This window comes from Bradyrhizobium cosmicum, assembly GCF_032290525.1.
GTDB lineage: Bacteria > Pseudomonadota > Alphaproteobacteria > Rhizobiales > Xanthobacteraceae > Bradyrhizobium > Bradyrhizobium cosmicum_A.
The window spans coordinates 171597-196512 of the sequence record NZ_JASXTA010000001.1 but is presented as its reverse complement, the minus strand read 5'-3'; the positions used below and the strand labels follow the sequence as shown (position 1 = coordinate 196512).

At 66.9% G+C, this 24916-nt stretch carries 24 protein-coding genes and 3 riboswitches; of the genes, 6 read left to right on the top strand and 18 right to left on the bottom strand.

The genetic code is table 11. The features are described from left to right. Positions 1 to 5: 5 nt before the first annotated feature. A complete protein-coding gene (locus QSV46_RS00885) occupies positions 6 to 2363 on the bottom strand; it encodes a TonB-dependent receptor (protein WP_314945072.1) in 2358 nt (785 codons plus the stop codon). Positions 2364 to 2479: 116 nt separating this feature from the next. After that, positions 2480 to 2682, bottom strand: a riboswitch (cobalamin riboswitch). Positions 2683 to 2754: 72 nt separating this feature from the next. Here QSV46_RS00885 and QSV46_RS00880 point away from each other — a divergent pair. Next, positions 2755 to 3327 carry a histidine phosphatase family protein gene (locus tag QSV46_RS00880; protein ID WP_314945071.1) on the top strand — a complete coding sequence of 191 codons (573 nt, stop codon included), beginning with the start codon at positions 2755 to 2757 and terminating at the stop codon, positions 3325 to 3327. A gap of 6 nt (positions 3328 to 3333) precedes the next feature. Here QSV46_RS00880 and cobT read toward each other — a convergent pair whose 3' ends face one another. The 8 genes from cobT to cbiE all read right to left on the bottom strand — a co-directional run bounded on the left by cobT (position 3334) and on the right by cbiE (position 10535). Then, complete coding sequence (gene cobT / locus QSV46_RS00875; protein WP_314945068.1) at positions 3334 to 4386, bottom strand: nicotinate-nucleotide--dimethylbenzimidazole phosphoribosyltransferase; 1053 nt, start codon at positions 4384 to 4386, stop codon at positions 3334 to 3336. A 10-nt stretch (positions 4387 to 4396) separates the two neighbouring features. Next, positions 4397 to 5146: a precorrin-6A synthase (deacetylating) gene (gene cobF, locus QSV46_RS00870; RefSeq protein ID WP_314945065.1), complete on the bottom strand. Its 750-nt coding sequence runs from the start codon at positions 5144 to 5146 to the stop codon at positions 4397 to 4399. A gap of 47 nt (positions 5147 to 5193) precedes the next feature. Continuing rightward, positions 5194 to 5871: an energy-coupling factor ABC transporter permease gene (locus tag QSV46_RS00865; protein ID WP_314945062.1), complete on the bottom strand. Its 678-nt coding sequence runs from the start codon at positions 5869 to 5871 to the stop codon at positions 5194 to 5196. Positions 5872 to 5907: 36 nt separating this feature from the next. Continuing rightward, a riboswitch (cobalamin riboswitch) is annotated at positions 5908 to 6126 on the bottom strand. A 45-nt stretch (positions 6127 to 6171) separates the two neighbouring features. After that, a complete protein-coding gene (gene cobA, locus QSV46_RS00860) occupies positions 6172 to 6903 on the bottom strand; it encodes a uroporphyrinogen-III C-methyltransferase (RefSeq protein ID WP_314945060.1) in 732 nt (243 codons plus the stop codon). Then, positions 6900 to 8210, bottom strand: coding sequence for a cobyrinate a,c-diamide synthase (locus QSV46_RS00855; RefSeq protein WP_314945057.1), 1311 nt, complete (start codon positions 8208 to 8210; stop codon positions 6900 to 6902). The genes cobA and QSV46_RS00855 overlap by 4 nt, the downstream gene beginning before the upstream one ends. Next, entirely contained in the window at positions 8210 to 8992 is a 783-nt protein-coding gene (cobM, locus tag QSV46_RS00850; protein ID WP_314945056.1) for a precorrin-4 C(11)-methyltransferase, read from the bottom strand. Before cobM ends, QSV46_RS00855 begins: the two co-directional genes overlap by 1 nt. After that, on the bottom strand, positions 8989 to 9357 hold the full coding sequence (locus QSV46_RS00845) for a cobalamin biosynthesis protein (protein ID WP_314945054.1): 369 nt from the start codon (positions 9355 to 9357) through the stop codon (positions 8989 to 8991). The genes cobM and QSV46_RS00845 overlap by 4 nt, the downstream gene beginning before the upstream one ends. Continuing rightward, positions 9354 to 10535 (bottom strand): precorrin-6y C5,15-methyltransferase (decarboxylating) subunit CbiE, encoded by a 1182-nt coding sequence (gene cbiE / locus QSV46_RS00840; RefSeq protein WP_314945053.1) that lies wholly within the window; start codon positions 10533 to 10535, stop codon positions 9354 to 9356. The genes QSV46_RS00845 and cbiE overlap by 4 nt, the downstream gene beginning before the upstream one ends. Here cbiE and QSV46_RS00835 point away from each other — a divergent pair. Continuing rightward, the gene (locus QSV46_RS00835; protein WP_314945051.1) at positions 10534 to 11280 is read left to right on the top strand and encodes a cobalt-precorrin-6A reductase; all 747 of its coding nucleotides are present in this window, start codon (positions 10534 to 10536) and stop codon (positions 11278 to 11280) included. The two genes, cbiE and QSV46_RS00835, sit on opposite strands and share 2 nt — an antisense overlap. Here the strand turns inward: QSV46_RS00835 and cobJ are convergent. The 7 genes from cobJ to QSV46_RS00800 are packed head-to-tail and all read right to left on the bottom strand — an operon-like array spanning position 11256 to position 19154. Further along, positions 11256 to 11990, bottom strand: coding sequence for a precorrin-3B C(17)-methyltransferase (gene cobJ / locus QSV46_RS00830; RefSeq protein ID WP_314945050.1), 735 nt, complete (start codon positions 11988 to 11990; stop codon positions 11256 to 11258). The two genes, QSV46_RS00835 and cobJ, sit on opposite strands and share 25 nt — an antisense overlap. Then, a complete protein-coding gene (locus QSV46_RS00825; RefSeq protein ID WP_314945047.1) occupies positions 11987 to 12718 on the bottom strand; it encodes a precorrin-2 C(20)-methyltransferase in 732 nt (243 codons plus the stop codon). Before QSV46_RS00825 ends, cobJ begins: the two co-directional genes overlap by 4 nt. A gap of 2 nt (positions 12719 to 12720) precedes the next feature. Then, positions 12721 to 13350 (bottom strand): precorrin-8X methylmutase, encoded by a 630-nt coding sequence (locus QSV46_RS00820; RefSeq protein ID WP_314945045.1) that lies wholly within the window; start codon positions 13348 to 13350, stop codon positions 12721 to 12723. Further along, on the bottom strand, positions 13350 to 14513 hold the full coding sequence (gene cobG / locus QSV46_RS00815) for a precorrin-3B synthase (protein ID WP_314945043.1): 1164 nt from the start codon (positions 14511 to 14513) through the stop codon (positions 13350 to 13352). The genes QSV46_RS00820 and cobG overlap by 1 nt, the downstream gene beginning before the upstream one ends. Beyond that, positions 14510 to 17749, bottom strand: coding sequence for a cobaltochelatase subunit CobN (cobN, locus tag QSV46_RS00810; protein ID WP_314945041.1), 3240 nt, complete (start codon positions 17747 to 17749; stop codon positions 14510 to 14512). Before cobN ends, cobG begins: the two co-directional genes overlap by 4 nt. Next, the gene (gene cobW / locus QSV46_RS00805; protein WP_314945039.1) at positions 17749 to 18783 is read right to left on the bottom strand and encodes a cobalamin biosynthesis protein CobW; all 1035 of its coding nucleotides are present in this window, start codon (positions 18781 to 18783) and stop codon (positions 17749 to 17751) included. Before cobW ends, cobN begins: the two co-directional genes overlap by 1 nt. Then, on the bottom strand, positions 18780 to 19154 hold the full coding sequence (locus tag QSV46_RS00800; RefSeq protein ID WP_314945037.1) for a DUF1636 domain-containing protein: 375 nt from the start codon (positions 19152 to 19154) through the stop codon (positions 18780 to 18782). Before QSV46_RS00800 ends, cobW begins: the two co-directional genes overlap by 4 nt. Before the next feature lie 93 nt (positions 19155 to 19247). Continuing rightward, positions 19248 to 19466, bottom strand: a riboswitch (cobalamin riboswitch). A 40-nt stretch (positions 19467 to 19506) separates the two neighbouring features. Between QSV46_RS00800 and cobO the strand changes: the two genes are divergently transcribed. Continuing rightward, positions 19507 to 20142, top strand: coding sequence for a cob(I)yrinic acid a,c-diamide adenosyltransferase (gene cobO / locus QSV46_RS00795; protein WP_314945034.1), 636 nt, complete (start codon positions 19507 to 19509; stop codon positions 20140 to 20142). A gap of 10 nt (positions 20143 to 20152) precedes the next feature. Continuing rightward, a complete protein-coding gene (locus QSV46_RS00790; protein ID WP_314945032.1) occupies positions 20153 to 21601 on the top strand; it encodes a cobyric acid synthase in 1449 nt (482 codons plus the stop codon). Here QSV46_RS00790 and cobD read toward each other — a convergent pair. Both cobD and cbiB read right to left on the bottom strand, forming a co-directional pair. Beyond that, on the bottom strand, positions 21590 to 22555 hold the full coding sequence (gene cobD, locus QSV46_RS00785; protein WP_314945029.1) for a threonine-phosphate decarboxylase CobD: 966 nt from the start codon (positions 22553 to 22555) through the stop codon (positions 21590 to 21592). The genes QSV46_RS00790 and cobD overlap by 12 nt on opposite strands. Before the next feature lie 11 nt (positions 22556 to 22566). Continuing rightward, complete coding sequence (gene cbiB / locus QSV46_RS00780) at positions 22567 to 23508, bottom strand: adenosylcobinamide-phosphate synthase CbiB (RefSeq protein WP_314945027.1); 942 nt, start codon at positions 23506 to 23508, stop codon at positions 22567 to 22569. Between the two features lie 121 nt (positions 23509 to 23629). Here cbiB and cobU point away from each other — a divergent pair, with 121 nt between their 5' ends. Together cobU and cobS are read left to right on the top strand one after the other, a co-directional pair. After that, positions 23630 to 24136, top strand: coding sequence for a bifunctional adenosylcobinamide kinase/adenosylcobinamide-phosphate guanylyltransferase (cobU, locus tag QSV46_RS00775; protein WP_314945025.1), 507 nt, complete (start codon positions 23630 to 23632; stop codon positions 24134 to 24136). Continuing rightward, the gene (cobS, locus tag QSV46_RS00770; protein ID WP_314945023.1) at positions 24133 to 24915 is read left to right on the top strand and encodes an adenosylcobinamide-GDP ribazoletransferase; all 783 of its coding nucleotides are present in this window, start codon (positions 24133 to 24135) and stop codon (positions 24913 to 24915) included. Before cobU ends, cobS begins: the two co-directional genes overlap by 4 nt. Position 24916: the final 1 nt, after the last annotated feature.

Sequence of the window (24916 nt, the reverse complement as noted above, 5' to 3'; positions counted from 1 at the left end):
ACGCCCTACCATTTGAACGCCGCCGAGATCTCGTAGGTGCGCGGCGCGCCGAGCAGGATCTGATCCGGATAGAACGGATCGCCCCAGATCGCATAGCGCTTGTCGGCGATGTTGCGCACGCGGAAAGTCAGGCGGGCCTGGTCGACCGCATTGAACACGGTCTCTGGAATGTCGACGAAAGCGTAAACGTCGGCCACGGTATACGCCTTCATCGTCACCACATTGGCGTCGGTGTTGTAGCGATCACCGACATGGCGGCCGGTGATGCCGAGTTCCACCGGCCATGGCGTGAAGAACCGGTACGACGCACCGGCATTGGCGACAATGCGCGGCACGTTCGGCGGCGTATTGCCGGAGAAGGAGCCACCGACGAAATTGTAGTCGGCATAACGCGCATCGACATAGGCGATGTTGCCCCAGAGACGCAGCGGCTCGATCGGGCGGACGGATGCGGCCAGCTCAACGCCCTTGGACTCCTGCCGTCCGGCAATGTTGAGCGCCATGCCGCCGGCCGCCGCATAGACGTTCTTGCGCAGGATATCGTAAGCCGAGAACGACCACTCCGCCCGGTTGTCCCAGAACAGGTGCTTGACCCCGGTCTCATAGGTCCGCGCAGTGGTGAGATCGAGCGGCTGGGTCGGATTGAGCAGGAAGATGTTGTTGGCGGAGATATCCGCGCCGGTGGCGTATTGGCTGAAGAAGGTCAGGCCGGGAACGGCCTCCCAGGTATAGCCGATACGGCCCGTCACCGGCGCCCAGTCCTTCGTGAACGGAAAACCTGCGTTCACAAGCCCGGCGGAGTCGGTCGAATTGCGGTCGAGCCCGATATGCTCGACACGGAGACCACCGACCAGCGCGAAGCTGCGCGTCAGCTTCAGCCGGTCCTCGAACGACAGCGCCTCGTTGTCGATCCGCGCAGTCTGCTGCTTGGTCGTGAGCGTGCCGTAATAACCGCGCACGGGATCGACGAGCGGGACATTATCGAACGGGAAGTTAGCTGCGCCCGGCCTGACAAAATCGAGATAACTCGACGATAGCGTCGTGACCAGCCGGTTGTCGAAACCGGCGATATTCGTGTCCCAGATCAGGTCGGTGACGTTACCGACGAGGCGCTGACTGTGTGCGACATAGAAGCGCTCACGATCGACCAGATTGGTACCAGAGTTGAACGCCTCCACCTCGTTGTTGAACCAGGTGCGCTCTGCCCCATAGCCATAGGCCTGGCTCTTCAGCGTCAGGTCAGGCGCCAGCTTCAGCTCGAAGCCGCCGCGCAGCCACACCTCCTGTGCGACATTGCGGTTGTCCAAGACGTTGTAGTTGGTGTTGAAGGTGCGGTCGTCGATCGTGACCGCACCGAGATTCGTTTTGTTGTAGTTCGAGACGTAATTTCCTGAAACGATCCCCGTCGTGGCATGCGAGCCGCTGAAGGCGATCGGCACCAGCGGCGCGCCCCAATAGGCCTTCGAGCGGTCTTCGCGATACTCGATCGCGCCCCAGATCTTGAGACTGTCGGAGATGCGGTAGTTGAGCTGACCTGACAGGTCGAGCGTCTTGGTGTTGGTATCGTCGACAAAGCCGTTGAGGGAGGAACGGCCGACATCGAACCGGTAGTCGAGGCCCTGCACATTGGTGCTGCCGCCCGAGCCGTAATGGGCGCGGAACGAGTTCAGCGAGTCCCAGGAGAAATCCGCCTCGTTCCGGATCGGACCGGTGTGCGGCTGCTTGGTGACGAAGTTGATCGCGCCGCCGGCGGCGCCCTCACCCGACATCAGCGAGGCCGGACCCTTCAGGAATTCCACCGCCTCCAGATTGGCGGTGTCCGTGATCCGCGAGGTCATGTTCTGCGGACCGATCTTGATGCCGTTGTAGAGCGTGTTGATCTGGCTGTTGGTGAAGCCGCGCATCGAGAACGCCGCAGGCTCGGCCGGATTGTCGCCGGAGGTGACGCCGACCGCGCCCTGCGCGACCTCGGAGACGGTGCGATAGCCCTGCTCGCGCATGGTCTCGGCCGAGATCACCTCGACGGTCGCGGGCGTCTCCCGCACGGTCAGGCCGAGCCGCGAAGCGCTTTCGGCAACAGCGTTGCTGTTGAGCGGCGTCTGCGCCGTTGCCGCCGGCACGACGGGCTTGGGCGCGGCCGTTGCGGCCGCCGGCCGGCGCGCTGCCGCACGGCGTGGACCCTGCGCTTCCCGGCCCGCAGGCCTGGCCTGTTTGCGGGATTGCGGCGGCGAGACCTCGACGGGCGGCAGCGGTTCGCGGGCCTGCTGCGCGAGCGCGGCGGGCGGATCAAGAGCAGCAAAGGATGCGAGTGCGGCGGAGGCAAGCAGGAAGCGGCGCGGTGGTGCAATACGGATGGAAGACACGGTCTTGGACCTCGGTGTGACGTCAGTGGCACGTCACCGCGAACCAGGGTCCCATCGTCCGGCTTATAAGCCTTCCGATGAAGCCGAATGTCTGTACTCCCCGACCGACATCTTCGCGTGTGACCACGGCTGACGGCAGGTCTCCTGGCTCGCGGGTCGCTACCTTGCGTCGCCTTCCCGGGACCGAGATACCCAGTGGCTTGTGACGCAAGATTCGCCGCTTACAGTTGCGGGGGCAGCCACGGCATTGGGGACAATGTCCCCGCACCGCATTCCCTTTTCATCCCCTTTCGGGGAAACCGTCGAAGCCATCTAGGATTACGATCAAGACAGAGTCAATGTGGAAGCTGCGGCGTTATTGCCACAGCGACCAACTTCCTCGGAGACAAGCATGGAAGGCGAGACCTTCCTCTGGCTGGTACGGCATGCACCGGTCCACGGCGTCAAAGGGACGATCCATGCCGCCGACGCGCCGGCCGATCTCGGCGATCGTGCGCAACTGGAAGCGCTGCGGCGGCGTCTGCCGCGGGACGCCGCGACCTATGCCAGCCCGTCGCGCCGCACGGTCGAGACAGCGCGGGCGCTGCGGCTCGAGCCGATCGTGGTGGCTGAATTCAGCGAGCAGAATTTTGGCGACTGGACCGGCCGGAAGCACGACGAGATCGCCGCGACCGGTGGCGCGGCCTATGCGCAGTTCTGGAGCGATCCGGCAGGCGGACGGCCGCCGAGCGGCGAAAGCTTTCATGATCAGGTCGCGCGTGTGCGGCCCGGTCTGTCACAAATCGGCGCCGGCCCAGCAACGCTCGTCGTGCATTCCGGCACGATCCGCGCTGCGCTGTGCATCGCACTCGATCTGACGCCACAAGCGGCATTGCGCTTCGTGATCGACCCGCTGTCGCTGACCCGGATCGACCGGCTCGCCACAAGCTGGCGCGTTGTCTCTGTCAATCAGAGGATGACCTGAGCCGGATCAGCCAGGACGATCCGGCACATTGGCCTGCGCAAACGTCGCCATGCTGTTGTGGAGGCTGCAGGCGAGCCGCACCAGCGGCAGCGCGATCGCGGCGCCCGACCCCTCCCCGAGCCTGAGATCGAGACTGACCAGCGGCTGCACGTTCAGAGCGCGCAGCACCAGCCGGTGCCCCTGCTCCGCCGATTGATGCGACGGCAAGAGGAACGGCTGGCACGACGGATTGAGCCGCACCGCCGTCAGCGCCGCCACCGATACGATGAAGCCGTCGATCAGTACGGGAATGCGGCGATGTGCGGCCGCAATGATCGCGCCACAGATCGCCGCGATCTCAAGGCCGCCGACGGCGCACAGGATATTTTCGGGCGTCGCGCCCGCCGCGCCGTGACGCGCGATCGCGGCATCGATCACGCGCGCCTTGTGCGCTAGGCCGGCCGCGTCGACGCCAGTGCCATTGCCTGCGACTTCCTCGGCGCACATGCCAAGCAGGCTCGCCGCAATCGCAGCCGATGTCGTGGTGTTGCCGATGCCCATCTCGCCAAAGATCAGGAGATCGGGCTGCCGGGCTTCCACGCGCGCAACCGCGCGCCGGCCGGCTTCGAAAGCGAATGCCAACTCCGCGGGCGTGAGCGCAGCTTCGAGGCTGAAGTCGCGGGTCCCGCTGCGCGGCTTGTCGGTGACGACGCCCGCCATCCCCTCATCCGCCAGCGTACCGGCATCGACGACTTCGAGGTTTGAGCCAAGCTCGCGCGCCAGCACCGAGATCGCAGCGCCGCCGGACGCAAAGTTCGCCATCATCGCGATCGTCACGGCTTGCGGATAGGCCGAGACGCCCTGCGCGACGATGCCGTGGTCGCCGGCGAAAACAATGATCGGCACGCGCGTCGCGCGCGGCTGTTCGGTCGCTTGCAGGCCTGCAAGCTCGATCGCGAGCTGCTCGAGCCGGCCGAGCGCGCCGGCCGGCTTGGCAAGTTGCGCCTGTCGCGCGATCGCCGCCTTGCGGTGGACCGCGGAAACATCAGGGCATTTTTGATAGACCCATTCAGGGAGCATGCTGCCTCGCTTACGGCCTGCGCTTGAGAATGTAGCTGTCCATGATCCAGCCATGCCGCTCGCGCGCCTCCTGCCGCGCAGCAACGATGCGCGGGCCGATCTCGGCCAGAACGCCGGACATGATAATCTGATCGGGCATGCCGAGATAGGCGCCCCACCAGATCTGCAAACCTTCTGGATCGAGCGACTGGAATGCCGTGCCGTCGTCGAGCATCACGACTACGGTATCGACGCCTTGCGGCCAGCCACCCTCGCGCAAACGGCGTCCCGTCGTCACGAGAAAAGGCTCGCCGATGTCGTTGAGTGGGAGTGCGTGCGCCGCGCACAGCGCCTGCATCGAGGTGATGCCGGGCACGACCTCGATCTCAGGCAAGGGATTTAGTCGCCGCGCAATGCGCAGCGAAGAATCATAAAGCGACGGATCGCCCCAGATCAGCAGCGCGACCTTGCCTTCGCCCCCGAGGTTATCCGCAATGGTCTGCGACCAGGCCGCGGCCACAGCATCGTGCCAATCGTCGACGCCTTTGCGATAATCCGCCTCACCTGCGTCACGCACGGGGACGTCGAACTCGGCGATACGGGTCTTGTCGTTGGAGAGCACATCCGCACAGATCGTCCGCCTGAGATCGGCGAGATCGGACTTCGCCGTCCCCTTGCGCGGAATCAGGACCAGATCGGCGGCGTTGATGGCTTGAATGGCGGCACGCGTAAGCTGCTCGGGATCGCCGCAACCAATGCCTATCAGGGAGAGCGTGAGCATCTTGCCTGCGAAAGGGCGGCCGCTTCGGCCGCCCGCTCGCTTGTCTCTCAAGCCGCGTCGTGCAGACGCGGGGTGACCAAGCCAGGCGCCGTGACACCGCGCAGCGACTTCGCCAATGCCAGCACGGCGAGGTCGGCCAGCGGCTCAATCACGATGACGAGCGCGTAGGAGGCCGCAAACGTCGCGATGTTGACGAGGTTGGTCGCAGCAAATCCGGAGCCGTAGAGCGCCCAGAACGCCACCCAGGCGATGACGCCGGCCTGATACGTGGTCGAAAGCGCCAGCGCCTGACGATATTGCAGATCGACATAGGCGGTGGTGCGCGGAATGATCCGGGTGGCGATCGCCTGGATCGCGAACAGCGGCACCAGCAGCGTGGTGACATTCATGCCGTATTGCGGCAGATCCGGTGGCTCGAAGAACACGCCCTGGAATAGCAGTCCGAACGCAAGGCCGAAGGCCGCCGGCGCGGCGCCGAACAGCAGGAACAACGTCGAGCCGAGGATGAAGTGCACCTCGGACACGCCGACCGGGAAGTGCGGCAGGATCTCGAAGAAGACGAACACGAGGCCCGTGGTGGCGAGCGTCCGCGCCGCGAACGATGTAATGCCCTGCTCGCGCACGGTCTCGACCGCGAGCTTCAAGACAACGCCGCCGACGGCGATGCCTGTTGCGTAACTCAACACGAGCTTAGCGCCCGAGACGATACCGGGTTCGATATGCATGGTTCAGTTCCTTCCTGCCGTCACACCCGACGGCCTTGGCCTCAAAATACGCACGGCCGGTCTCCTGGCTCGCGGTTCGCTGGGTTCTCCGGCCTTCCCGAGCCTTGCGGCCAGTGGCTGATTGGAGTCCCTCACCGCTTACAGTCGCGGGGGCGGCTGGGGTTTTGGGCGCCGCCATTTGGTCCGCCCATCCCCATTCCCGATTGTGCTCCGGCGCTTTGCGCCGCGTCGAGCACCATGCCTCTCCTGTGTGCCCCTTTCGCCGGCCGAGCGTCAAGGGGCGACGAGCGGCCGGGGCGATCATGACCGATATTCTTCCGCCAGCGCGCCGAACAGGATGACGGCTGCCGTGGAAGCAGCGCCCCCGCGTCCAAGTTGCTCGGCGAGCTCGGCAATCGTGGTGCGCACCAGCCGTTCGTCGGACCGCCCGAGGGATTCGGCGAACAGCGCCGGGGTATCCGCGGCGAGGCCGTGCTCGGTCAATTTTGCGACGAGCGCCGGAAAGGTGCGCCGTCCCATATAGACCACGGTCGTCGCCTCAGGGTCGGCCAGCGCCGCCCAATTCAAATTCTGTGGCAACTCGCCGGTGACATCGGCCCCGGTCACGAACTGCACCCTGCGCGAGGTGTGGCGCCGGGTCAGGGGAATGCCGGCTTGCGCGGCGGCAACGCAGGCCGAGGTGACCCCTGGAATGATCTCGTAGCCGATGCCGGCTTGGCGCAGCGTCTCCAACTCCTCCTCGAGCCGGCCAAAGATGCCGGCATCGCCGGACTTCAGCCGCACCACGCGGGCGCCGGTGGCGGCGTAGTCGACCAGAAGGCGGTTGACGTGATGCTGCTTGGTCGAGGGCCGCCCTGCCCGCTTCCCGACTGCGACGAGATTGGCGCCGGGCTGGGCCAAGTCGAGGATCGCGCCGGAGGCAAGATCATCATAGAGCACGACGTCGGCCTCGCGCAGCCGCGCGGCGCCCTTGAGCGTGAGAAGCTCGGGGTCGCCGGGGCCGGCCGAGATGAAAGTGACGAAACCGCTCACCGGTCCTCCGCGATCAGATGGAAGAACGTGCCCGTGGCTTGTCCCCTCCGCGAGCCGGTCTCGGCAATGACCGCACCCGTTGCGTCATGCACGACCGCCAGCGCCGTATCGGGCTGCGCAAGGATGGTCGAATAGTGGAACTCGTGGCCGCGCAGGCGTGCACCGGGGCGATGTCCCGGCATTGGCGCTGCGAGTTCGGCGAGACGATAACCCAGATGCATGCGGCGTTTGGCAAAGCTGGTCTCCAGGCCGAGCAGGCCCATCATTCCATGGCGGACGCCGTCGGCGTCAGTCAACCCGGTTCCCAGCACCATATAGCCCCCGCATTCGCCGTGCACCGGCCGCGTCACGGCGAAGGCACGCAGGCCATCGCGGAAGCGCGCATTGGCCGCGATCTTCCCCGCGTGCAGCTCGGGATAACCGCCCGGCAGCCAGCACACATCGGCGCTCGCGTCAGGTGCTTCATCGGCGAGCGGCGAGAAGGACAAAATCTCGGCGCCCGCCGCGCGCCAGGCTTCCAGCATATGCGGATAGACGAAGGAGAACGCGGCATCGCGGGCAAGCGCAATGCGCTGGCCGGGCGGCGTCACGTTGAGCCTATTCACGGCAGGCTCCGGCGACCAGGCCGCGGCCGAGTGCAGCACCGTATCGAGATCGACATGCTCGGCGACGAAGCGCGCGGCCTCATCGATCAGCGCGCCGATCTCCGCCTGCTCCTCGGCCTGCACGAGGCCGAGATGCCGTTTCGGCAGGCTGATCTCGGCGTGGCGCGGCAGCGCACCGAACACGGCGATGCCGGCATCGTTCAGCGCACGCCGCACGAGATCTTCATGGCGCGGGCTGGCGACGCGATTGAGCACCACGCCCATGAGGCGCACGCCGGGGCGGTAGTCGCGTAAGCCGGCAGCAATCGCCGCCGCGGTCTGCGCCTGGCCAGAAGGATCTATCACCAGCAGCACCGGCCAGCCCAGCATCTCCGCAATATCGGCGGTCGCGCCGGTGCCGGAGACGCCGCGTGCGGCGACCCCGTCGAACAGGCCCATCGAGCCCTCGGCGAGCACGACATCGGCATCTACACCGCGGCTGACCAGATGTGCAATCGTCGCGCGATCCATCGCCCAGCTATCGACATTGACGGAGGCGCGCCCCGTCGCGGCGGCATGGAAGGCGGGGTCGATATAGTCAGGCCCGCTCTTGAAGCACTGCACATTCAAGCCGCGATGGCGCCAGGCACGCGCCAGCGCCAGCGTCAGCGTCGTCTTGCCGACACCGGATGCCGGCGCGGAGATGACGAGACCTGCCGCCATCACGTCGCCTCCGGAAAGCGCGGCTCGGCGCCGAACGGCCGATAGCGGCGGTCGTAGTCGGCGGCGTAGAGACGGCTCTCCTCAAAGTCCGCCGAGCCGAGCGTCTTGCCGACCAGGATCAGTGCGGTGCGTTCCATTTCGCTGCCGACGGCCGCATCGAGCGTTGCCAGCGTGGCGCGGACGATGCGCTGGTCCGGCCAGCTCGCGCGCCAGACGATCGCGACGGGGCAATCCGCGCCGTAATGCGGCGTGAGCTCGGCGATGACCTTGTCGAGCAGATGGATCGACAGATGGATTGCGAGCACCGCGCCGGTGGCGGCGAAGGCGGCAAGCTTCTCGCCTTCGGGCATCGCGCTGGCACGACCCGGGGTGCGCGTCAGCACCACCGTCTGGGCAAGGCCGGGCAGCGTCAGTTCGGCCTCCAGCGCAGCCGCCGCTGCCGAGAAAGATGGAACACCGGGCGTGACCGTATAGGGAATGCCGAGCGCGCGCAGGCGGCGGAGCTGCTCGCCCATCGCCGACCAGATCGACAGATCACCGGAATGCAGCCGAGCGACATCCTTGCCCTCAGCATGCGCAGCAGCGATCTCCGCGACGATCTCGTCGAGCGACAGCGGCGCGGTGTTGACGATGCGCGCGCCGGGCGGGCAATGCGCCAGCACGCCATCGGGCACCAGCGAGCCCGCATAGAGACAGACCGGACAGGCGGCGATCAAATCGCGGCCGCGCAACGTCAGCAAGTCTGGTGCGCCCGGCCCTGCGCCGATGAAATGCACCGTCATGCGCCGTCTCCTTCCGCAATCGCGGCCGTCGCGGTGCGATCCTGCGATACCGCCCGCGTCGCAATCAATCGCGCGCGAGGGCCGGCCGCTGCGAGAGCTGCGGCTTCGGCAACCGATCCGGTCCCGAACTTTTCCACGATGAGCTTCGATTGCGTCGGCGTCTCGATGCCGGCCAGCAAGTCCGCAGAAACGGCCTTGATCGGCACCCCGCATTCGCGCGCGAGCTGCTTCAGCGCCTCCGCGTCGGCCTTGTCGCTGACAGTTGCCACCGCCGCGAGGCCTTCGGCACCGCCGGCCGCCAGCAGCGCCTCGCGCAGCGAGGCGAGCGTCACGTCCCGCTTGAATCCGAGTCCAGCGACCTTCATCGGGCCGTACTCCACTGTACCACCGGCCGCGACGCCTCCCAGGATCGATAACGGCCGAGCGGGCCGGCATGCGCGATTTCGACCCGCATCAATTCGCCGTCGTGGCGCCGGTGCAGCTCGCCAAGCAGGGCTTCCGTTTCCAGCGTCACCGCATGCGCGACGAGCCGTGTGCCTGGCCCGATGCGCGACCAAATGGCGTCGAACATTGCGATGTCGAAACCGCCGCCGATGAAGACGGCGTCCGGCAGGTCCAGCGCAGCGAGAGCCTCGGGCGCCTTCCCCGTGATGATGGCGATCCGATGCGCCAATCCGAATGCTGCTGCGTTGCTGCGGATATTCGCGGCGCGGTCCTCGCGCGCCTCGATTGCGCTCGCCGTCCCGCCGCACAGCGCCCATTCGACCGAGATCGAGCCCGAGCCGGCGCCGATATCCCACAAATGCCCGCCAGGACACGGCCCGAGCGCCGATAGCGCCAAGGCGCGCACCGGCCGCTTGGTGATCTGGCCGTCGTGAGCGAACAGAGCATCCGGCAGCCCCGAACCGCGAGACAGGCCGTCCGCTCCCCTCGCCTCCAGCGCCACCGCAACCAGGTTTCCGGCTGAAGCGCGTGTATAGGTCTCCGCGCGATACTTACCGACGCGTTCATGTGGTCCACCGAGCGCAACGAGAGTCCAGAATGACGAGGCGCCCCATCCGCGCTCCGTCAGCCATCTCGCGAGATCGACGGCAGCTCTGCCGTCGCGCACGAGACAGACGATCCGCGCGCCAGCCGCGAGATGCGGCACGAGACGCTCGAACGGCGCGGCATGAAGTCCGAGGCAGGTGATAGATTCGAGCCGCCAGCCCAACCGCGCGGCGGCAAGCGAGAAGGTCGACGGCGCCGTATATGCAATCCACTCGTCGGCATTGAGCTTCTCGGCAAGACTTGCGCCGGCGCCGTACCAGAACGGATCGCCGGAGGCGAGCACTGCCGTCGGGCGGCCGCGGCAGCTCAGCACGATGCTCGCGTCGAACGGCACCGGCCACGGGCGGCCCCGACCACCAACATCAGCAAGCGCAAGATGACGCTCGCCGCCGAACACGGTTTCGGCGTTGCCAAGCGCCTTTCGGCTTGCTTCCGAGAGCCCGGCAAGGCCATCTTCGCCGATACCAATGATGGTCAGCCAGGGATCAGCCATGAACCGCGCCCTCATTCTGGGCGGAACTGCCGATGCGAGCCTGCTCGCAGCGGAGATCGCGCGCGCACACGTCGAGGCCGTCTATTCCTATGGCGGCCGCACCCGCGCGCCGTCCGATCAGCCGCTGCCGACCCGCATCGGCGGTTTTGGCGGCGTAAGCGGACTCGCAGACTACATCCGCCGTGAGGGCATCACGCATGTGATCGACGCGACCCATCCCTTCGCCGCCGAGATGAGCCGCAATGCGATTGAGGCGTGCGCCGAAGCCGGCACGCCACTGATTGCGCTGGAGCGCGCGCCCTGGACCAAAGCGCCCGGCGACAACTGGATTGAGGTCGCGGATGTCAACGCCGCCGTCGCGGCGCTGCCGGACGCCCCGGCAAAAGTATTCCTCGCGATCGGCCGCCAGCATATCGCGCCGTTCGCGAGCAAGCCGCAGCACACCTACACGCTGCGCTTCGTCGATCCGCCCGAGGCACCGCTGCCCTTCGCGGCGGAGGTGATCGTGTCGCGCGGACCGTTCACGCTCGAGGCTGAGCTCGATATGATGCGCATGCGCGGCATCGCGCGGATCGTCGCGCGCAATTCCGGTGGCGACGGCGCGCGCGCCAAGATCGATGCGGCCCGCGCGCTCAGCCTGCCCGTGATCATGATCTCGCGACCAAAATTGCCCGAACGGTTGCGGGTCGAGAGTGTGGCCGAGATCATGCAGTGGCTCGGTCATCGCACCTGCCTCGGTGCATAGACCCAGCGGCCCACGCGGCGCGTCTGCGAATTGCCGACGATCACGAGCGTTCGCATATCGGCCATCTCTGGCGTCGCTTCGTTCAGCGTCACCGTCCCGATCTTCTCGTCAGCCGCGCTGACCGCGCGCGCAAAGATCACGAGGCGGTCGCCGCAGCCGGCCTCTTTCAGCGCGGCAAGCGCGCGGCCAAATCCTTCCGGCCGGCTCACTGACCGGGGATTGTACATTGCAATGGCAAAATCGGCTTCCGCGGCCAGCCGCAGTCGCTTCTCGATCACCGCCCATGGCTTGAGATTGTCGGAGAGATTGATTGCGCAAAAATCATGGCCGAGCGGCGCACCGGCGCGCGCGGCTGCCGCCAGCATCGCGGTGATACCCGGCAGCACGCGGATGGGAAGCTCGTGCCATTGCGGCGCCTGTTCGAGTGCCTCGAACACCGCCGAAGCCATCGCGAACACACCGGGATCGCCGGAGGATACGACGACGACCTGCCCGCCTCCGGCTGCGAGCCGCAGGGCCTCGCTCGCCCGCTGCAGCTCCTCGCGATTGTCCGATGGATGCAGGTTGAGTCCCGGCCGCGGCACCACGCGCGCGACATAGGGCGCGTAGCCCAGAATGTCCGTCGCGGAGGCCAGCGCGGCGGAGACTTCGGGGGTCACAAGTGCATCGCTGCCCGGCCCAAGGCCCGCAATGGTCAGGGTGCCCGTCATTCGGCGGCGCCCGGATGCCGGCCCTTGCCGTGCACGAGCACGATCGCAAAGTAAGGACAATCGCCGGCATCGATCTCGCCGAGCCGCACCACGCGCTCGCCCGGCATGGTGCCGCGCTCGACCAGCCAGGCGTCGTCCAGCCTGCCGGCGGCAGCAAGCGCGCGGCGCACCTTCGCGAGGTTTCGGCCGGTCTTCATGATCACGAGCGCATCGGAATCGCGCATGCGCCGTTCGAGCTCGTCTTCAGTCAGCGTGCCCATCAGTACTGTCGTCACGTCGTCGCCGAGCGCGATCGGCCGGCCCACGCCATTCCAGCAGCCGACCATGCCGGGAATGCCCGCGATCACCTCGATCTCGACACGGCCTTGCAGACGCGCGTGCAGATGCATGAACGAGCCGTAGAAGTATGGATCGCCTTCGCAGAGCACGACGACATCGACGGCGCGCGCGAGCCGCGCCAGGCGCTCCGCCCATTCATCGTAGAAGGCGGCCAGCAACTTAATGTATTCCGGGCTGTCGAACGCGATCTCCGTGGTGACCGGATATTCCATTGCGTATTCGGTGACGTCGGCAGCCAGCATGCCCTCGACGATACGTCGCGCCTGGCCGGGCCGGCCCTTCTTGCGGAAGTAGGCGACATGCCTTGCGCCGCGCACCGTGCGGTCGGCGCGCACGCTCATCAGATCAGGGGCGCCGGGGCCGAGACCGCAGCAGATGATGCGTCCCATGGCTATTCGCTCCGGCTTGCCAGCGCATTGACGGCGGCGACCGTGATCGCGGAACCGCCGAGGCGTCCCTCGACCGTGAGCGCCGGCACCGGCGGATCCGCCATCAGCGCGGCCTTGGATTCGGCGGCGCCGACGAATCCGACCGGGCAGCCGATAATCGCCGCCGGCCGCGGGCAGCCGCGCCCCTCCAGCATGTTGAGGAGGTGAAACAGCGCGGTCGGCGCGTTGCCGATCGCGACGATTGCACCATCGAGATGCGGGCGCCACAGCTCCAGCGCCGCGGCGGAACGCGTGTTGCGCATGGACTGCGCCAGCGCGGGAACGGACTCGTCGCCGAGCGTGCAGATCACGGCATTGGCCGCGGGAAGCCGCGCGCGCGTAATCCCCTCGGAGACCATGCGCGCGTCGCACAGGATCGGCGCGCCGTTCTGCAGGGCTGCGCGCGCAGCGGCCGCCATGCCGGGCGTGAAGCGGATATGCGCTTCCAGGCCGACCATGCCGGCAGCATGGATCATCCGCACCACGACCTGCTCCTCATCGGGCGTGAAGCGGGCAAGATCCGCTTCAGCCCGGATGGTCGCGAAGGATTGCCGGTAGATCGCCGCGCCGTCGGTCTCGTAAGTGTGCGGCATCAGTGCCCTCCCATCAGGATGGAGGGATCACTGACGATGTCGTCGCGGTTCAGCCCGCGCAGGATCGGCTCATCGCGCGTGGACCCTCCGCGGACGAGATCGAAGCCTGCGCTGGTCGCGACCAGCGTGATGGCGGCCGCACCGGAATGGGCGCAGCCCTTGGCGCAGCCGGAAACATGAAGCCGCGAGGCCGCGCCGATGTTCGGAGCCAAGGCCGCAGCGAGGCCGCGGGTGTCGGCATGCGCCTCGCGACAGCGTGGCGCGCCGCTACAGGCGATGACGCGCAGCGCGGGATCGTAGGCCTCGGTGATCAAGCCGGTCGCGTTCGGCATCACGCGCTTGCCTTCGCTCAAAACCATCCGCCACGGCGTCATGCGCAGCGCATGTCCGCAACCGGCGAGCTGGCTGAGTGTCGCATGCGGCATCTGTCCGAAGGCCACCCCGACCATCGCACCTTGCGAATAAAGGCCGGGACGCGCAGCAGCCATGATCGGCGCCGGCTCGGCCTCGCCACGCAGTTCCGCCGGCAGGGCTGCTCCAGCGGCTAGGTACGCCGCCATCCGCCCTCGCCCGCCCCTTGCGCCGCCCGAGACAATGAACCAGCTGGCGAGCGCGAGCGCGGTGGCCACGGCCTCGCCGCGCGCGACCGGGCGGCCGAGCTTGTCGCCATCGGCCCGCACCAGCAATCCGCCGGAACGATCACGTTCGATCCGCACATCCGCCGAATCGCCCGCAAGCACGCGTGAGGTGCCGTCATCGACGGCGAAGCCGAACTTCGTCGGAAGCTCGAGTGCGCTATTCTCGAGCGCCTCCTCGAGTTCGGCGGCGATCGCCTGCGTCTCGTCGTCGGTGCGCCAGAACGGTGTCACGAGGATATTACGGCGGGATTCGGTGTCAGCGTCCGGGTCGAGCAACGCCAGTTGCGAAAGGCCGTCGAGCAGCAGCCGGTGGCTGGTGTCGCTGACACCCCTGATCTGGAGATTGGCTCGGCTGGTCACGTCAATCAGGCCGTTGCCATGGCGTTCGGCGAGGTGAGCCAGTCCGGAGATCTGTGCCGCATCGAGCCGCCCACCGAACGGCCGCACGCGAAGCACGAGGCCATCGCCCGATTGCATCGGGCGGAGCGCGCCGGGACACCAGCCCTTGACCCTCGCCGCGCTCATGACGCCTCCCGCAACGCAGCCGCAATCGAATTGCGGCGCGTTTGCCAGAGTGACGCCTCGTGCAGGCGCGCGAAGCAAGTTTCCATCGCGGCGAGCGCCGCCGGATTTTCGTGAGCCATGAAGCTGCGGACATCATCGTTACCAAGCGTCGCATCGAAATAAAGATCGAACAGATGCGGCGGCACGGCGTCGGCCAGATGCGCAAACGCCGCCATGTGCTCGAGCGTCGCGGTGATCTCGGCGGCACCACGAAAACCATGACGCATCATGCCGGAGATCCAGGCCGGATTGGCCGCGCGCGCCCGGACGACGCGGGAAATCTCCTCGGTCAGCGTGCGCGCATGCGGCTGCTCGGGGCGCGTCGTATCGAGATGATAGAGCGATGGTGCTGCCGCACCGAGCTGTGCCGCAGCCGCAGCAATGCCGGCTTCATGCGCGGCATAGTCGGCGGCGAGCAGAAGATCGGTCTCCGGCAGGTCCTGGACATGAACAAAGGCATCGGCCGATGCGAGCCGCTGCTCGATGCCGGCACGATCTTGCTTGATCTCGCCATCGGCGGAGAGCGCCCAGGACGACGCCGACAGCCAGGCCTCGCCGGCCGCCTCGCGCGTGAAGGCATCTGGAATCGCGGAAAGGCCAACGCCGTATTGCCCGGGTCGCGGCGCGAACACGCGGGACGCACGATGGCGATATGGATTTTCGTCGCCTTCTTCCTCGCGCGCCGCGAGCGCCTCGGACGCCGCCTCGAACAATTGCGCGAGACCGGAGAAGACATCGCGGAACAGGCCGGACACGCGTAGTGTGACGTCAACGCGGGGGCGGCCGAGCTCGGCCGGCGCGATGATGTCGTAACCGGTGACGCGGCCCGAGGCGTGATCCCAGCGCGGCGCAAGGCCGGCCAGATGCAGCGCCATGGCAAACTCTTCGCCGGCCGTGCGCATGGTCGCCGAGCCCCAGAGGTCGAGGACGAGACCCTTTGGCCAGTCGCCGTGATCCTGCAAGTGGCGGCGCAGCAGCTCTTCGGCGAGCTTGATGCCTTGCGCATGCGCCGACGGCGTCGGCACCGCGCGCGGATCGACGGCGAAGAGATTGCGCCCGGTCGGCAACACGTCCCGGCGCCCGCGATAGGGCGAGCCCGACGGGCCCGGCGCAATGCGTCGGCCCGCTAGCGCTGCACGCAGCGCATCCCGCTCCGCCTCGCCGCAAGTGCCGCGGCCGAACACGTGCAGGCCGGCGCCGTACTGGCTCTCCTTGAGATCGCAGACGAAACGATCGATCCGCGGAATGGCTTTCGCCGGTGCGGCCGACGCGTCGAGACCGAGATCGTCTTCGAGGCCGGCGGCCCGCGCCTCGTCGCGGATCGCGGCGATCAACCGCTGCCGGCGTGCGGGATCGAGGCCATCGGCGGTCGAATATTCGTCGAGGAGCCGTTCGAGCCGGCGGAGCCCTTCCGGCACCGTGGATTGCTCCAGCGGCGGCGGCAGATGGCCGATCGTGACGGCGCCGATGCGCCGCTTGGCCTGCGCGGCCTCGCCGGGGTCGTTGACGATGAAGGGATAGATCACGGGGAGATCGCCGATCAGAGCTTCCGGCCAGCAGGCTGGCGACAGCGCCACCGATTTCCCGGGCAGCCATTCCAGCGTGCCATGCGCGCCCATGTGCACGACAGCATCGCAGCCCTGCCCCCAGAGCCAGAGATAGAACGCGACGTAAGCGTGGCGCGGCGTGCGGGCGAGATCGTGATAGTCGGCGTCACGCGTGGGTGCATCGCCGCGCTCCGGCTGGACCGCGATGATCGAGCGGCCACATTGGATCGCGGCAAAATGGAACGCGCCGTCGCGGCAACTCGGATCGGTCTCCGGCACGCCCCAGGCTTGCGCGAGATCGTCCTGCAAGACTTGCGGAAGGCGCGAGAGCGCTGCGCGGTAATCGGCGATGTTCCAGGTCAGTCGCTGCCTCAGCAGCGTCTCGCCGAGCGCATGCACCGGCGCGACATCGAATCCGACCTCTGCTAGATCGGATACGACGGCCTCGACCGATGCCAGCGCATCGAGTCCAACCGCATGCGCGATCTGGTGCGGACGGCCCGGATAGTTCGAGAGCACGACCGCCAGCCGCTTCTGGGCGGCAGGCTTCTCCGCGAGAAGTCGCCATGCCGCGACGCGCGCCGCCACAGCCGTCACACGCTCTTCATAGGGCCTGTGCGCCAGATGCGAAAATTGCAGATCGGCATCGCGCATCGCGACTGACTTGAAACTCACCACCCCCGCGAACAGGCGGCCGTCGACCTCGGGCAGCACCACATGCATCGCGAGATCGCCGGGCGACAGGCCGCGCAGCGACTCGGTCCAGTCCTCGCGCCGCGCTGTGGAGAGTGCGACCTGGAACACCGGACAGGATGCGGCATCGAACGGCGTCGTGCCGTCATCGCCGATCGCCGAGAACGCCGTCGCGTTGACGATCGCGGCCGGAGGATTTTGTGCGAGATGCACCCGCAGCCAGTCCGCAACACCTGCAGCCTTCAGCGAGGTGACGAACACGCCATGCGCGTCAAATCCTCTCTCGCGCAGCGCGCCGATCAGGGCGTCGACCGGACCGGTGTCCGCTGCGGTGAGATAGGAACGATAGAACGTCACCAGCGCGCGCGGCCTGCCCCCGCCGTCCGCCGGCGCGGCAATGACACCGCGCGCGGGATCGTAAAAGCCCATCTCGGGAACGGTCATCTCGCCGACGACCGGGCCGGCATAGAGACCCGACGCCAGCGCGAGCTGCGCAATCGCCGCCTGCGCCGCGACCGGGCCGCCGGTGTCGCAGAGCACCTTGAGCCTGCGCAGCGTCGAGACCGGCAAGGTCGAGTATGCATCAAGCCGCTCATCATCGCGGCCATCGGCCGGCAGCACGGCGAGCACGATGCCGCGGTCCTTGGCGAGCTGCTGGAGAGCCGCGAGCCCATACGGCCAATAGGACTCGCCGCCGATCAGGCGCACCAGAATCCCGCGCGCCTGCAAGAGCGTGCGCTCGATATAGGTATCGACCGAAAGCGGATGGCGCAGTTCCGCAAGATTAGCGAGCCGCAGCGATGGCAGGCTGTTACGGCCACGCCGCCAGCCGGCCGCAAACGCGGCGAGATCGGAATCCGAATACGAGAGCACCACGAGATCGGCCGGGTCCTGGCCGATGTCCCTTGGTGTCGCGGTCTCCTCGAGACCGCGGCTCTCGCGGAAGACGACGTGCATCAGACACCAAGTCCCGCTTTGATCGCGGCCTCGTCGATATCGCCGTGCTCGCCGATGACGACGAGCTTCGACTGCCTGAGACCTGCGCCCCAGGGCTTGTCGAACTGGTGGCGCACGCGCTCGCCGACCCCCTGCAGCAAGAGACGCATCGGCTTGCCCGCGACCGCAATGTAACCCTTGACGCGCAGCACATTCTGCTCCCGCGAAAGACGCTGCACCGATGCGACCAGTGCATCGAGGTCGGTGACCTCCGGAAGATCAATCACGACGGAGGCGAAATCATCATGCTCGTGATCCTCCTCGCCGTCATGATGCGAGGGACGCGCGGCAAGATCATTCTCCGCGGCAGCGCCGAGGCCGAGAATCAAGCGGGCATCGATCGCGCCGTCGGTGACGGGAAGCATCGGCACGCGGCGCGTCATCTCGGCGGTGATCGCGGCCTTGGCGGCTTCGATGCCCGCGCTACCAGCAAGATCAGCCTTGGTCAGCAGGACGATATCAGCGCAGGCAATCTGGTCCTCGAACACTTCCGACAGTGGCGTCTCGTGATCGAGATTCTCGTCCGCCGCACGCTGCGCTTCCACCGCAGCCGGATCGGGCGCAAAACGGCCCGCGGCCACCGCTTCGGCATCGGCCAGCGCGATCACGCCGTCAACCGTGATGCGCGAGCGGATCTCCGGCCAGTCGAACGCCTTGAGCAGCGGCTTTGGCAGCGCCAGCCCTGACGTCTCGATCAGAATGTGGTCGGGCCTCACCGGCCGCGACAGCAGCTTCTCCATGGTCGGAATGAAATCGTCGGCCACTGTGCAGCAGATGCAGCCATTGGCGAGCTCGACGATGTTCTCTTCCGGGCAGTTGGCATCGGCGCAGGACTTCAGTATCTCGCCGTCGACGCCCTCGCTGCCGAACTCGTTGACGAGCACCGCGAGCTTCAGACCGTTGGGGTTTGCGAGCAAATGCTGGATCAGTGTGGTCTTGCCGGAACCAAGAAAGCCAGTGACCACCGTCACCGGGACTTTTGCGAGCGAGTTCATTCGGCGGCCTCCGGCAACGCGGCAATGGGTGGAATGCGCGCAAGCGACTGCTTGCGGAAGATCTCGGGCCGGCTGCGCCAGGGCACGAGGCCGTCGGGTGCGGCAGCATAGGCCGCGGCGCCCGCGACCACGTCCTGCGCGTTCGCATCCGACAGACGGCCATAGACATAGGACCAGCGGCCGGGTGCGCTGAGCGCGACCGAGCAGCCCTGGCTGCATGCAGAGAGGCATTCCACGGGAACCACCGCGACGCCATCTGGCACGCCCGCGTCGAGGATCGCACCATGCAAGCGCTTGCCCGGCGTGATCTCGCTATCGCCAGGCGTCTGGCCGGCACGGCAGGTAATGCAGACGTGAAGTGTAACGGTCATCGCCTCTTCCAGATAATCAGCGGGAGGCGAAGAGGCCCACGAACCGTTCTTGCGAGGGTCCGTTTCCCCGTCGCGGAACACCCCGTCCGCCGGTCCAAAATCGTCCGCGCTGGCAGGTCTCCCGGCTTGCGGAGCAGGGTTTCCCCTTCGATCCCCGCCTTCCCGATCCCGTGGGAATCAGTGGCTTCGGGCATCTCTCCGGTCACGGTCGCGGGGGCGGCTGCATTTTGGATCCAAATCTTGCCGATTCGGACCCTATCGCATTCCCTCTTCGCCTGTCATAGGACAGGAACCAACGCCGGGCCACCATTTGCCCCCGGCTGCCTCTTGTCAAGCCGAAGGACCAGGTACGATGACGCCTGAACCGGATACCCAGACGGGCGAGGAAACCGACGCCCGCCACGCCGCCAAAATGGCGAAGAAGAAGGCCGCCCGCGACAAGATCATGGCGACCAAGAGCGGTGAAAAGGGCCTCGTCATCGTCCACACCGGCGCCGGCAAGGGCAAGTCCTCCTCGGCCTTCGGCATGATCGTCCGCTGCGTCGCCCATGGCTTTCCCTGCGCCGTCGTGCAGTTCATCAAGGGCGCCTGGGATACCGGCGAACGTCGCCTGCTCACCGGCCATTTCGGCGACCTCTGCCAGTTCCACGCCATGGGCGAAGGCTTTACCTGGGAGACGCAGGACCGCGCCCGTGACATCGCCGCCGCACGCGCCGGCTGGGAGAAGGCCAAGGAGCTGATTCTCGATTCGAACCTGCGCATGGTCGTGCTCGACGAGATCAACATCGCGTTGCGCTACGACTATCTCGACATCGCCGAGGTCGTCGAGTTCCTGACGACGCAAAAGCCGCCGATGACGCATGTCGTGCTCACCGGACGCAATGCCAAGGACGAGCTGATCGAGATCGCCGATCTCGTCACCGAGATGACACTGGTCAAGCACCCCTTCCGCTCCGGCATCAAGGCGCAAGCCGGCGTCGAGTTCTAAAAGTCACGCGATGGCGCGCGCATTGATGATCCAGGGGGCCGGCTCGGACGTGGGCAAGTCGCTCATCGTCGCGGGCCTCGCGCGCGCCTTCACGCGCCGCGGCCTGCGCGTGCTCCCGTTCAAGCCGCAGAACATGTCCAACAACGCAGCCGTCACCGTCGACGGTGGAGAGATCGGCCGCGCCCAGGCGCTGCAAGCGCTCGCCGCCGGCGTCGAGCCGCACACCGACATGAACCCGGTGCTGCTCAAGCCTGAGACCGATGTCGGCGCACAGGTGATCGTCCACGGCAAACGAATCGCGACCGCGCGTGCGCGCGAGTATGCGGCGATGAAGCCGTCCCTGATGGGTGCGGTGCTCCAGAGCTTCGAGCGGCTGAAAGCGCGCGCCGATCTCGTTCTGGTGGAAGGCGCCGGCAGTCCGGCCGAGGTGAACCTGCGCAAGGCCGACATCGCCAATATGGGCTTTGCCCACAAGGCCGACGTGCCGGTCGTGCTGATCGGCGACATCGACCGTGGCGGCGTCATCGCCCAGCTCGTCGGCATCAAGACGGTGATCGACCCTGATGACGCCGCGATGATCCAGGGTTTTGTCGTCAACAAGTTCCGTGGCGACCCCACGCTATTCGACGACGGCTACAGGCTGATCGAGCAGAAAACGGCATGGCGCGGCCTTGGCGTGCTGCCCTGGTTCGCGCGCGCCGGCGAGCTGCCGGCCGAGGACGCGCTTGGCCTGAGTGATGCGCGCAAGCCCGGGCAATGCAAGATCGCGTGCCTCGCGCTGTCGCGGATCGCCAATTTCGACGATCTCGATCCGCTAAAACTGGAGCCCGGCGTCGATCTCGTCATGGTGCGTCCGGGCGACGCCATTCCGGGTGATGTCAGGCTCGTCATCATCCCGGGCTCGAAATCCACCCGCGGCGATCTCACCTTCCTGCGCGCGCAAGGCTGGGACATCGATCTCTTGGCACATCACCGCAGGGGCGGCCATGTGCTCGGCCTCTGCGGCGGCTATCAGATGCTGGGACACCGCGTCGCCGATCCTGACGGCATCGAAGGCTCTGGCGGCGACACGCCGGGCCTGGGGCTTCTGGACGTGGAGACAGTGATGAGCCCGCAGAAGACGCTGACGCGCGTTGCGGCCGTGCACGTCGCCACGGATCAATCGATCCAGGCTTACGAGATCCACATCGGCCGCACCGACGGGCCCGATCGCACGCGGCCGTTCGCAAGACTGAACGGCGAGCCGGAAGGCGCGATCTCCCGCGACGGCCGTGTGCAGGGCAGCTATCTGCACGGCCTGTTCGCCTCGGATGATTTCCGCAAGGCATTTTTGGCAAGGCTCGACATTCCCGCGGGCGGCGAGCCGTATCACGCGAGAGTCGAAGGCGCGCTCGATGCGCTCGCCGATCACATCGAAAAGCATCTCGATGTCGAAGGCCTGCTCGCGCTAGCGCGCTAGGACCTCGGCAAGGCGTGTCCATTCGGATTCACTGCCGGGAAGCCCGAGGCGAAGCCATCTCGGCCTTTGCGCGAACACGCGCGACCAGATCTGGCCGCACGCCAGCTTCTCCTGTGCGGCAAGCGCGTCAGGTGTTTCGTAGAGGCGAAACAACGGCGTGCCGCCGACAAGCGTCCAGCCTTGGGCTTGCGCCATGGCGTCCAGGCGAACACAGTCGCGGCCAAGTCGCGCTGACGTGGCCTCGGCCCAGGCATCGTCGCGTAATGCGCGGCAACCGACCGCGATCGCTGCTCCCGACACCGGCCATGGACCCGACATCGACGTGAGCTTGCCGATATCGGCCGCATTGCCGATCGCAAAGCCCAGCCGCAGGCCGGCAAGGCCATAGAATTTTCCGAACGAGCGCAGGATCAGCAGCGCCGGATGGTCCGCTTTCGGCGCAAGCGACAGCTGCGGAACAGCTTCGGCAAAACTCTCGTCCACGACGAGACGGCCGACGCGCGGCAGCAGCGCCAGCAAATCATTCGGCGCGAAACACCGGCCATCGGGGTTGTTGGGATTGACGACAATCGCGAGATCCGCGCCGGCCAGCTCGTCGATCTCGGCGACTTCCTGGAGATCCCAGCCAGCAGCCGACAGGACGCCGGCATATTCGTTGTAGGTCGGGGCGAGGATGCGCGCGCGGCCGCGCGGTGCCAGTTGCGGCAGCAATTGAATGGCGGCCTGCGCGCCGCCCATCGCGACGACCGCCGCGTTCGTGCGGTAGGCGTGCCGCGCCGCCTGATGCAAGCTCTCGATCTCGGCCCGCGACGGCAATGCGCCCCACGCGCGCGCGCTCACCTCACCCACGGGGTAAGGCAGCCGGTTGATCCCGGTCGACAGATCGATCCAGTCCTCCGCCCGTCCGCCAAAACGCTGCTGGGCGAGATCGAGATTTCCACCGTGCTCGCGCATGCCCCCTTCTTTCACGCGAAGGTCAGGACCGCAAGGATACCGGCGAGCAGCAGCATGGTACGGCGGTAGACTGTCAGTCCCTCGCCGATGTCGGCGGCGAGCGGATCGCGCGCGCCTTCGTTCAGCCAGGGCTCGTTGGTGGTGCTGCCGTGATAGATGCGGGGGCCGCTGAGCCGCACACCGAGTGCGCCGGCCATGGCTGCTTCCGGCCAGCCGGCGTTGGGCGATCGATGGCGGCGTGCATCCCGCGTCATGCACGACAGCGCCTCGAAGCGCCGCGGTGCGAGCAGCACGAACAAGACTCCGGTCAAGCGCGCTGGAATGAAGTTTGCGACATCGTCGATGCGCGCCGCGGCCCAGCCGAAGGCTTCGTGCCGTTCGGTGCGATGGCCGATCATGGAGTCCAGCGTGTTGATCGCCTTGTAGCCCAAAATTCCGGGCAGGCCGAACAGCGCGCCCCAGAACACCGGCGCCACGATGCCGTCGGAGGCATTTTCCGCCAGGCTCTCGATTGCCGCGCGCGCGATGCCGGCCTCGTCGAGCGCGGCCGGATCGCGGCCGACGATGCGCGAGACGGCGTGGCGCGCGGCGGCGACGTCGCCGCCCATCAAAGGGTGTGCGACGGCGGCGACATGATCATGCAGCGAGCGTAGTGCGAGCAGCGGCCAGGCCAGGACTCCCGCCAGCACGATCTGAACCCAGCCCGAGGCAAGCAGCGACTGAAGCGTCCAGCCGACCGTAACGGAGAGCGCGATCACCAGGAGCGCGCCGGCAAGACCAGCGGTGCGGCGAAATGCCGGCGACCCGGACGTGCGATTCCAGACGGTGTCGATGGCACCGATCAGCCGCCCGAGCCAGGTTACGGGATGGCCGATCCGGGCGAACAGCCATGACGGCCAGCCCAGCAGGGCATCCACCGCCATCGCTACTGCCATCGCACCCGCAAAACCCACACCCGCCTCCTGTCCCGCCCCTGTTGCGCAAAGCGAAGGCCGAACGCAAGCCCCGACCGCCTGATTTCGGCTTTGTCTTTGGCCGCGTTTGGTGATTAGTCAGACCCCACGGGAGACCCTTATGGCCATCATCTTGATCACGGGCGGAGCGCGATCGGGCAAGAGCGCCCATGCGGAAAAACGCGCACGCAGCTTTCCGGGCAGGCCCATCTACATCGCGACGGCCGAGGCGCTTGATGCCGAAATGGAGACGCGCATCGCCAAGCACCGCAACAAACGCAAGGCCGTCGACTGGATCGAACGGGAGGTGCCGCTCGATCTCCTGCAGGCTCTGATCGACACCGATGGCGGCGGCCCAAGGCTGGTGGACTGCCTGACCTTGTGGCTCTCCAACATGATGCATGCGGGGCGTGACTGGGAGCACGAGGTCATGAAACTCGCCACGTTCCTGCGCGGTTTCAAGAGCCCGATCGTCTTCGTCACCAACGAAGTCGGTCTCGGCATCGTGCCCGACAACGCGCTGGCGCGCAGCTATCGTGACGCCGCCGGAATCATGAACCAGATCATCGCGGCGGTCGCGAACGAGGTCGAGTTCATCGTCGCCGGCCTGCCGATGAAGCTGAAATGATGCCGAGCGCCGAGCTTCTCAAAGACGTCATCGCCGATCTGAGGATGGCGGCGACGTTCGTCACGATCCTCCCCCTGGCATCGTCGAAGCCGGCAGCCGACGGCGCTGTCACCCGTGCGACCTGGGCCCTGCCGGTCGCAGGACTGCTGGTCGGCCTTGCCGGCGCTCTGGTCTACAAGATTGCCAGCCGGTTCGGACTGACTGCGAACCTTGCCGCCCTGCTCGCACTGACCGCGACCGCCCTCATCACCGGCGCACTGCATGAGGACGGGCTTGCCGACACCGCCGACGGGCTCGGCGGCGGGCGGACGCGCGAGCGCAAGCTCGAGATCATGCGCGACAGCCGGATCGGCACTTACGGCGTCTGCGCGCTGATCCTGTCGTTCGGCCTGCGCTGGAGTGCGCTCACGGCGATCGCTGATCCGTGGCTGGTCGCACTTGCGCTGTGCGCTGCGCACACCGCGGCACGCGCGGGCGTCCCGGCCTTTATGTCTCTGGTGCCGCCGGCGCGACCCGACGGGCTTTCGGCCACCGCCGGATCGCCGCCAGGCCGCAGCGTCGCCATCGCCTTTGCACTTGGGACGCTCGCCCTCGCGCTCGCGCTCGGACCGGGCAAGGCGCTGGTCGGCCTGATCCTGCTATCGCTCGCCGGCTTGTTGCTGGCGCAGCTTGCCATCCGCCAGATCGGCGGACAGACGGGTGATATTCTCGGCGCGTTCGAGCAGACAGGTGAGATCCTGATCCTGCTGATTGCCGCCGCCTTCCAGATGGGACGCTGAC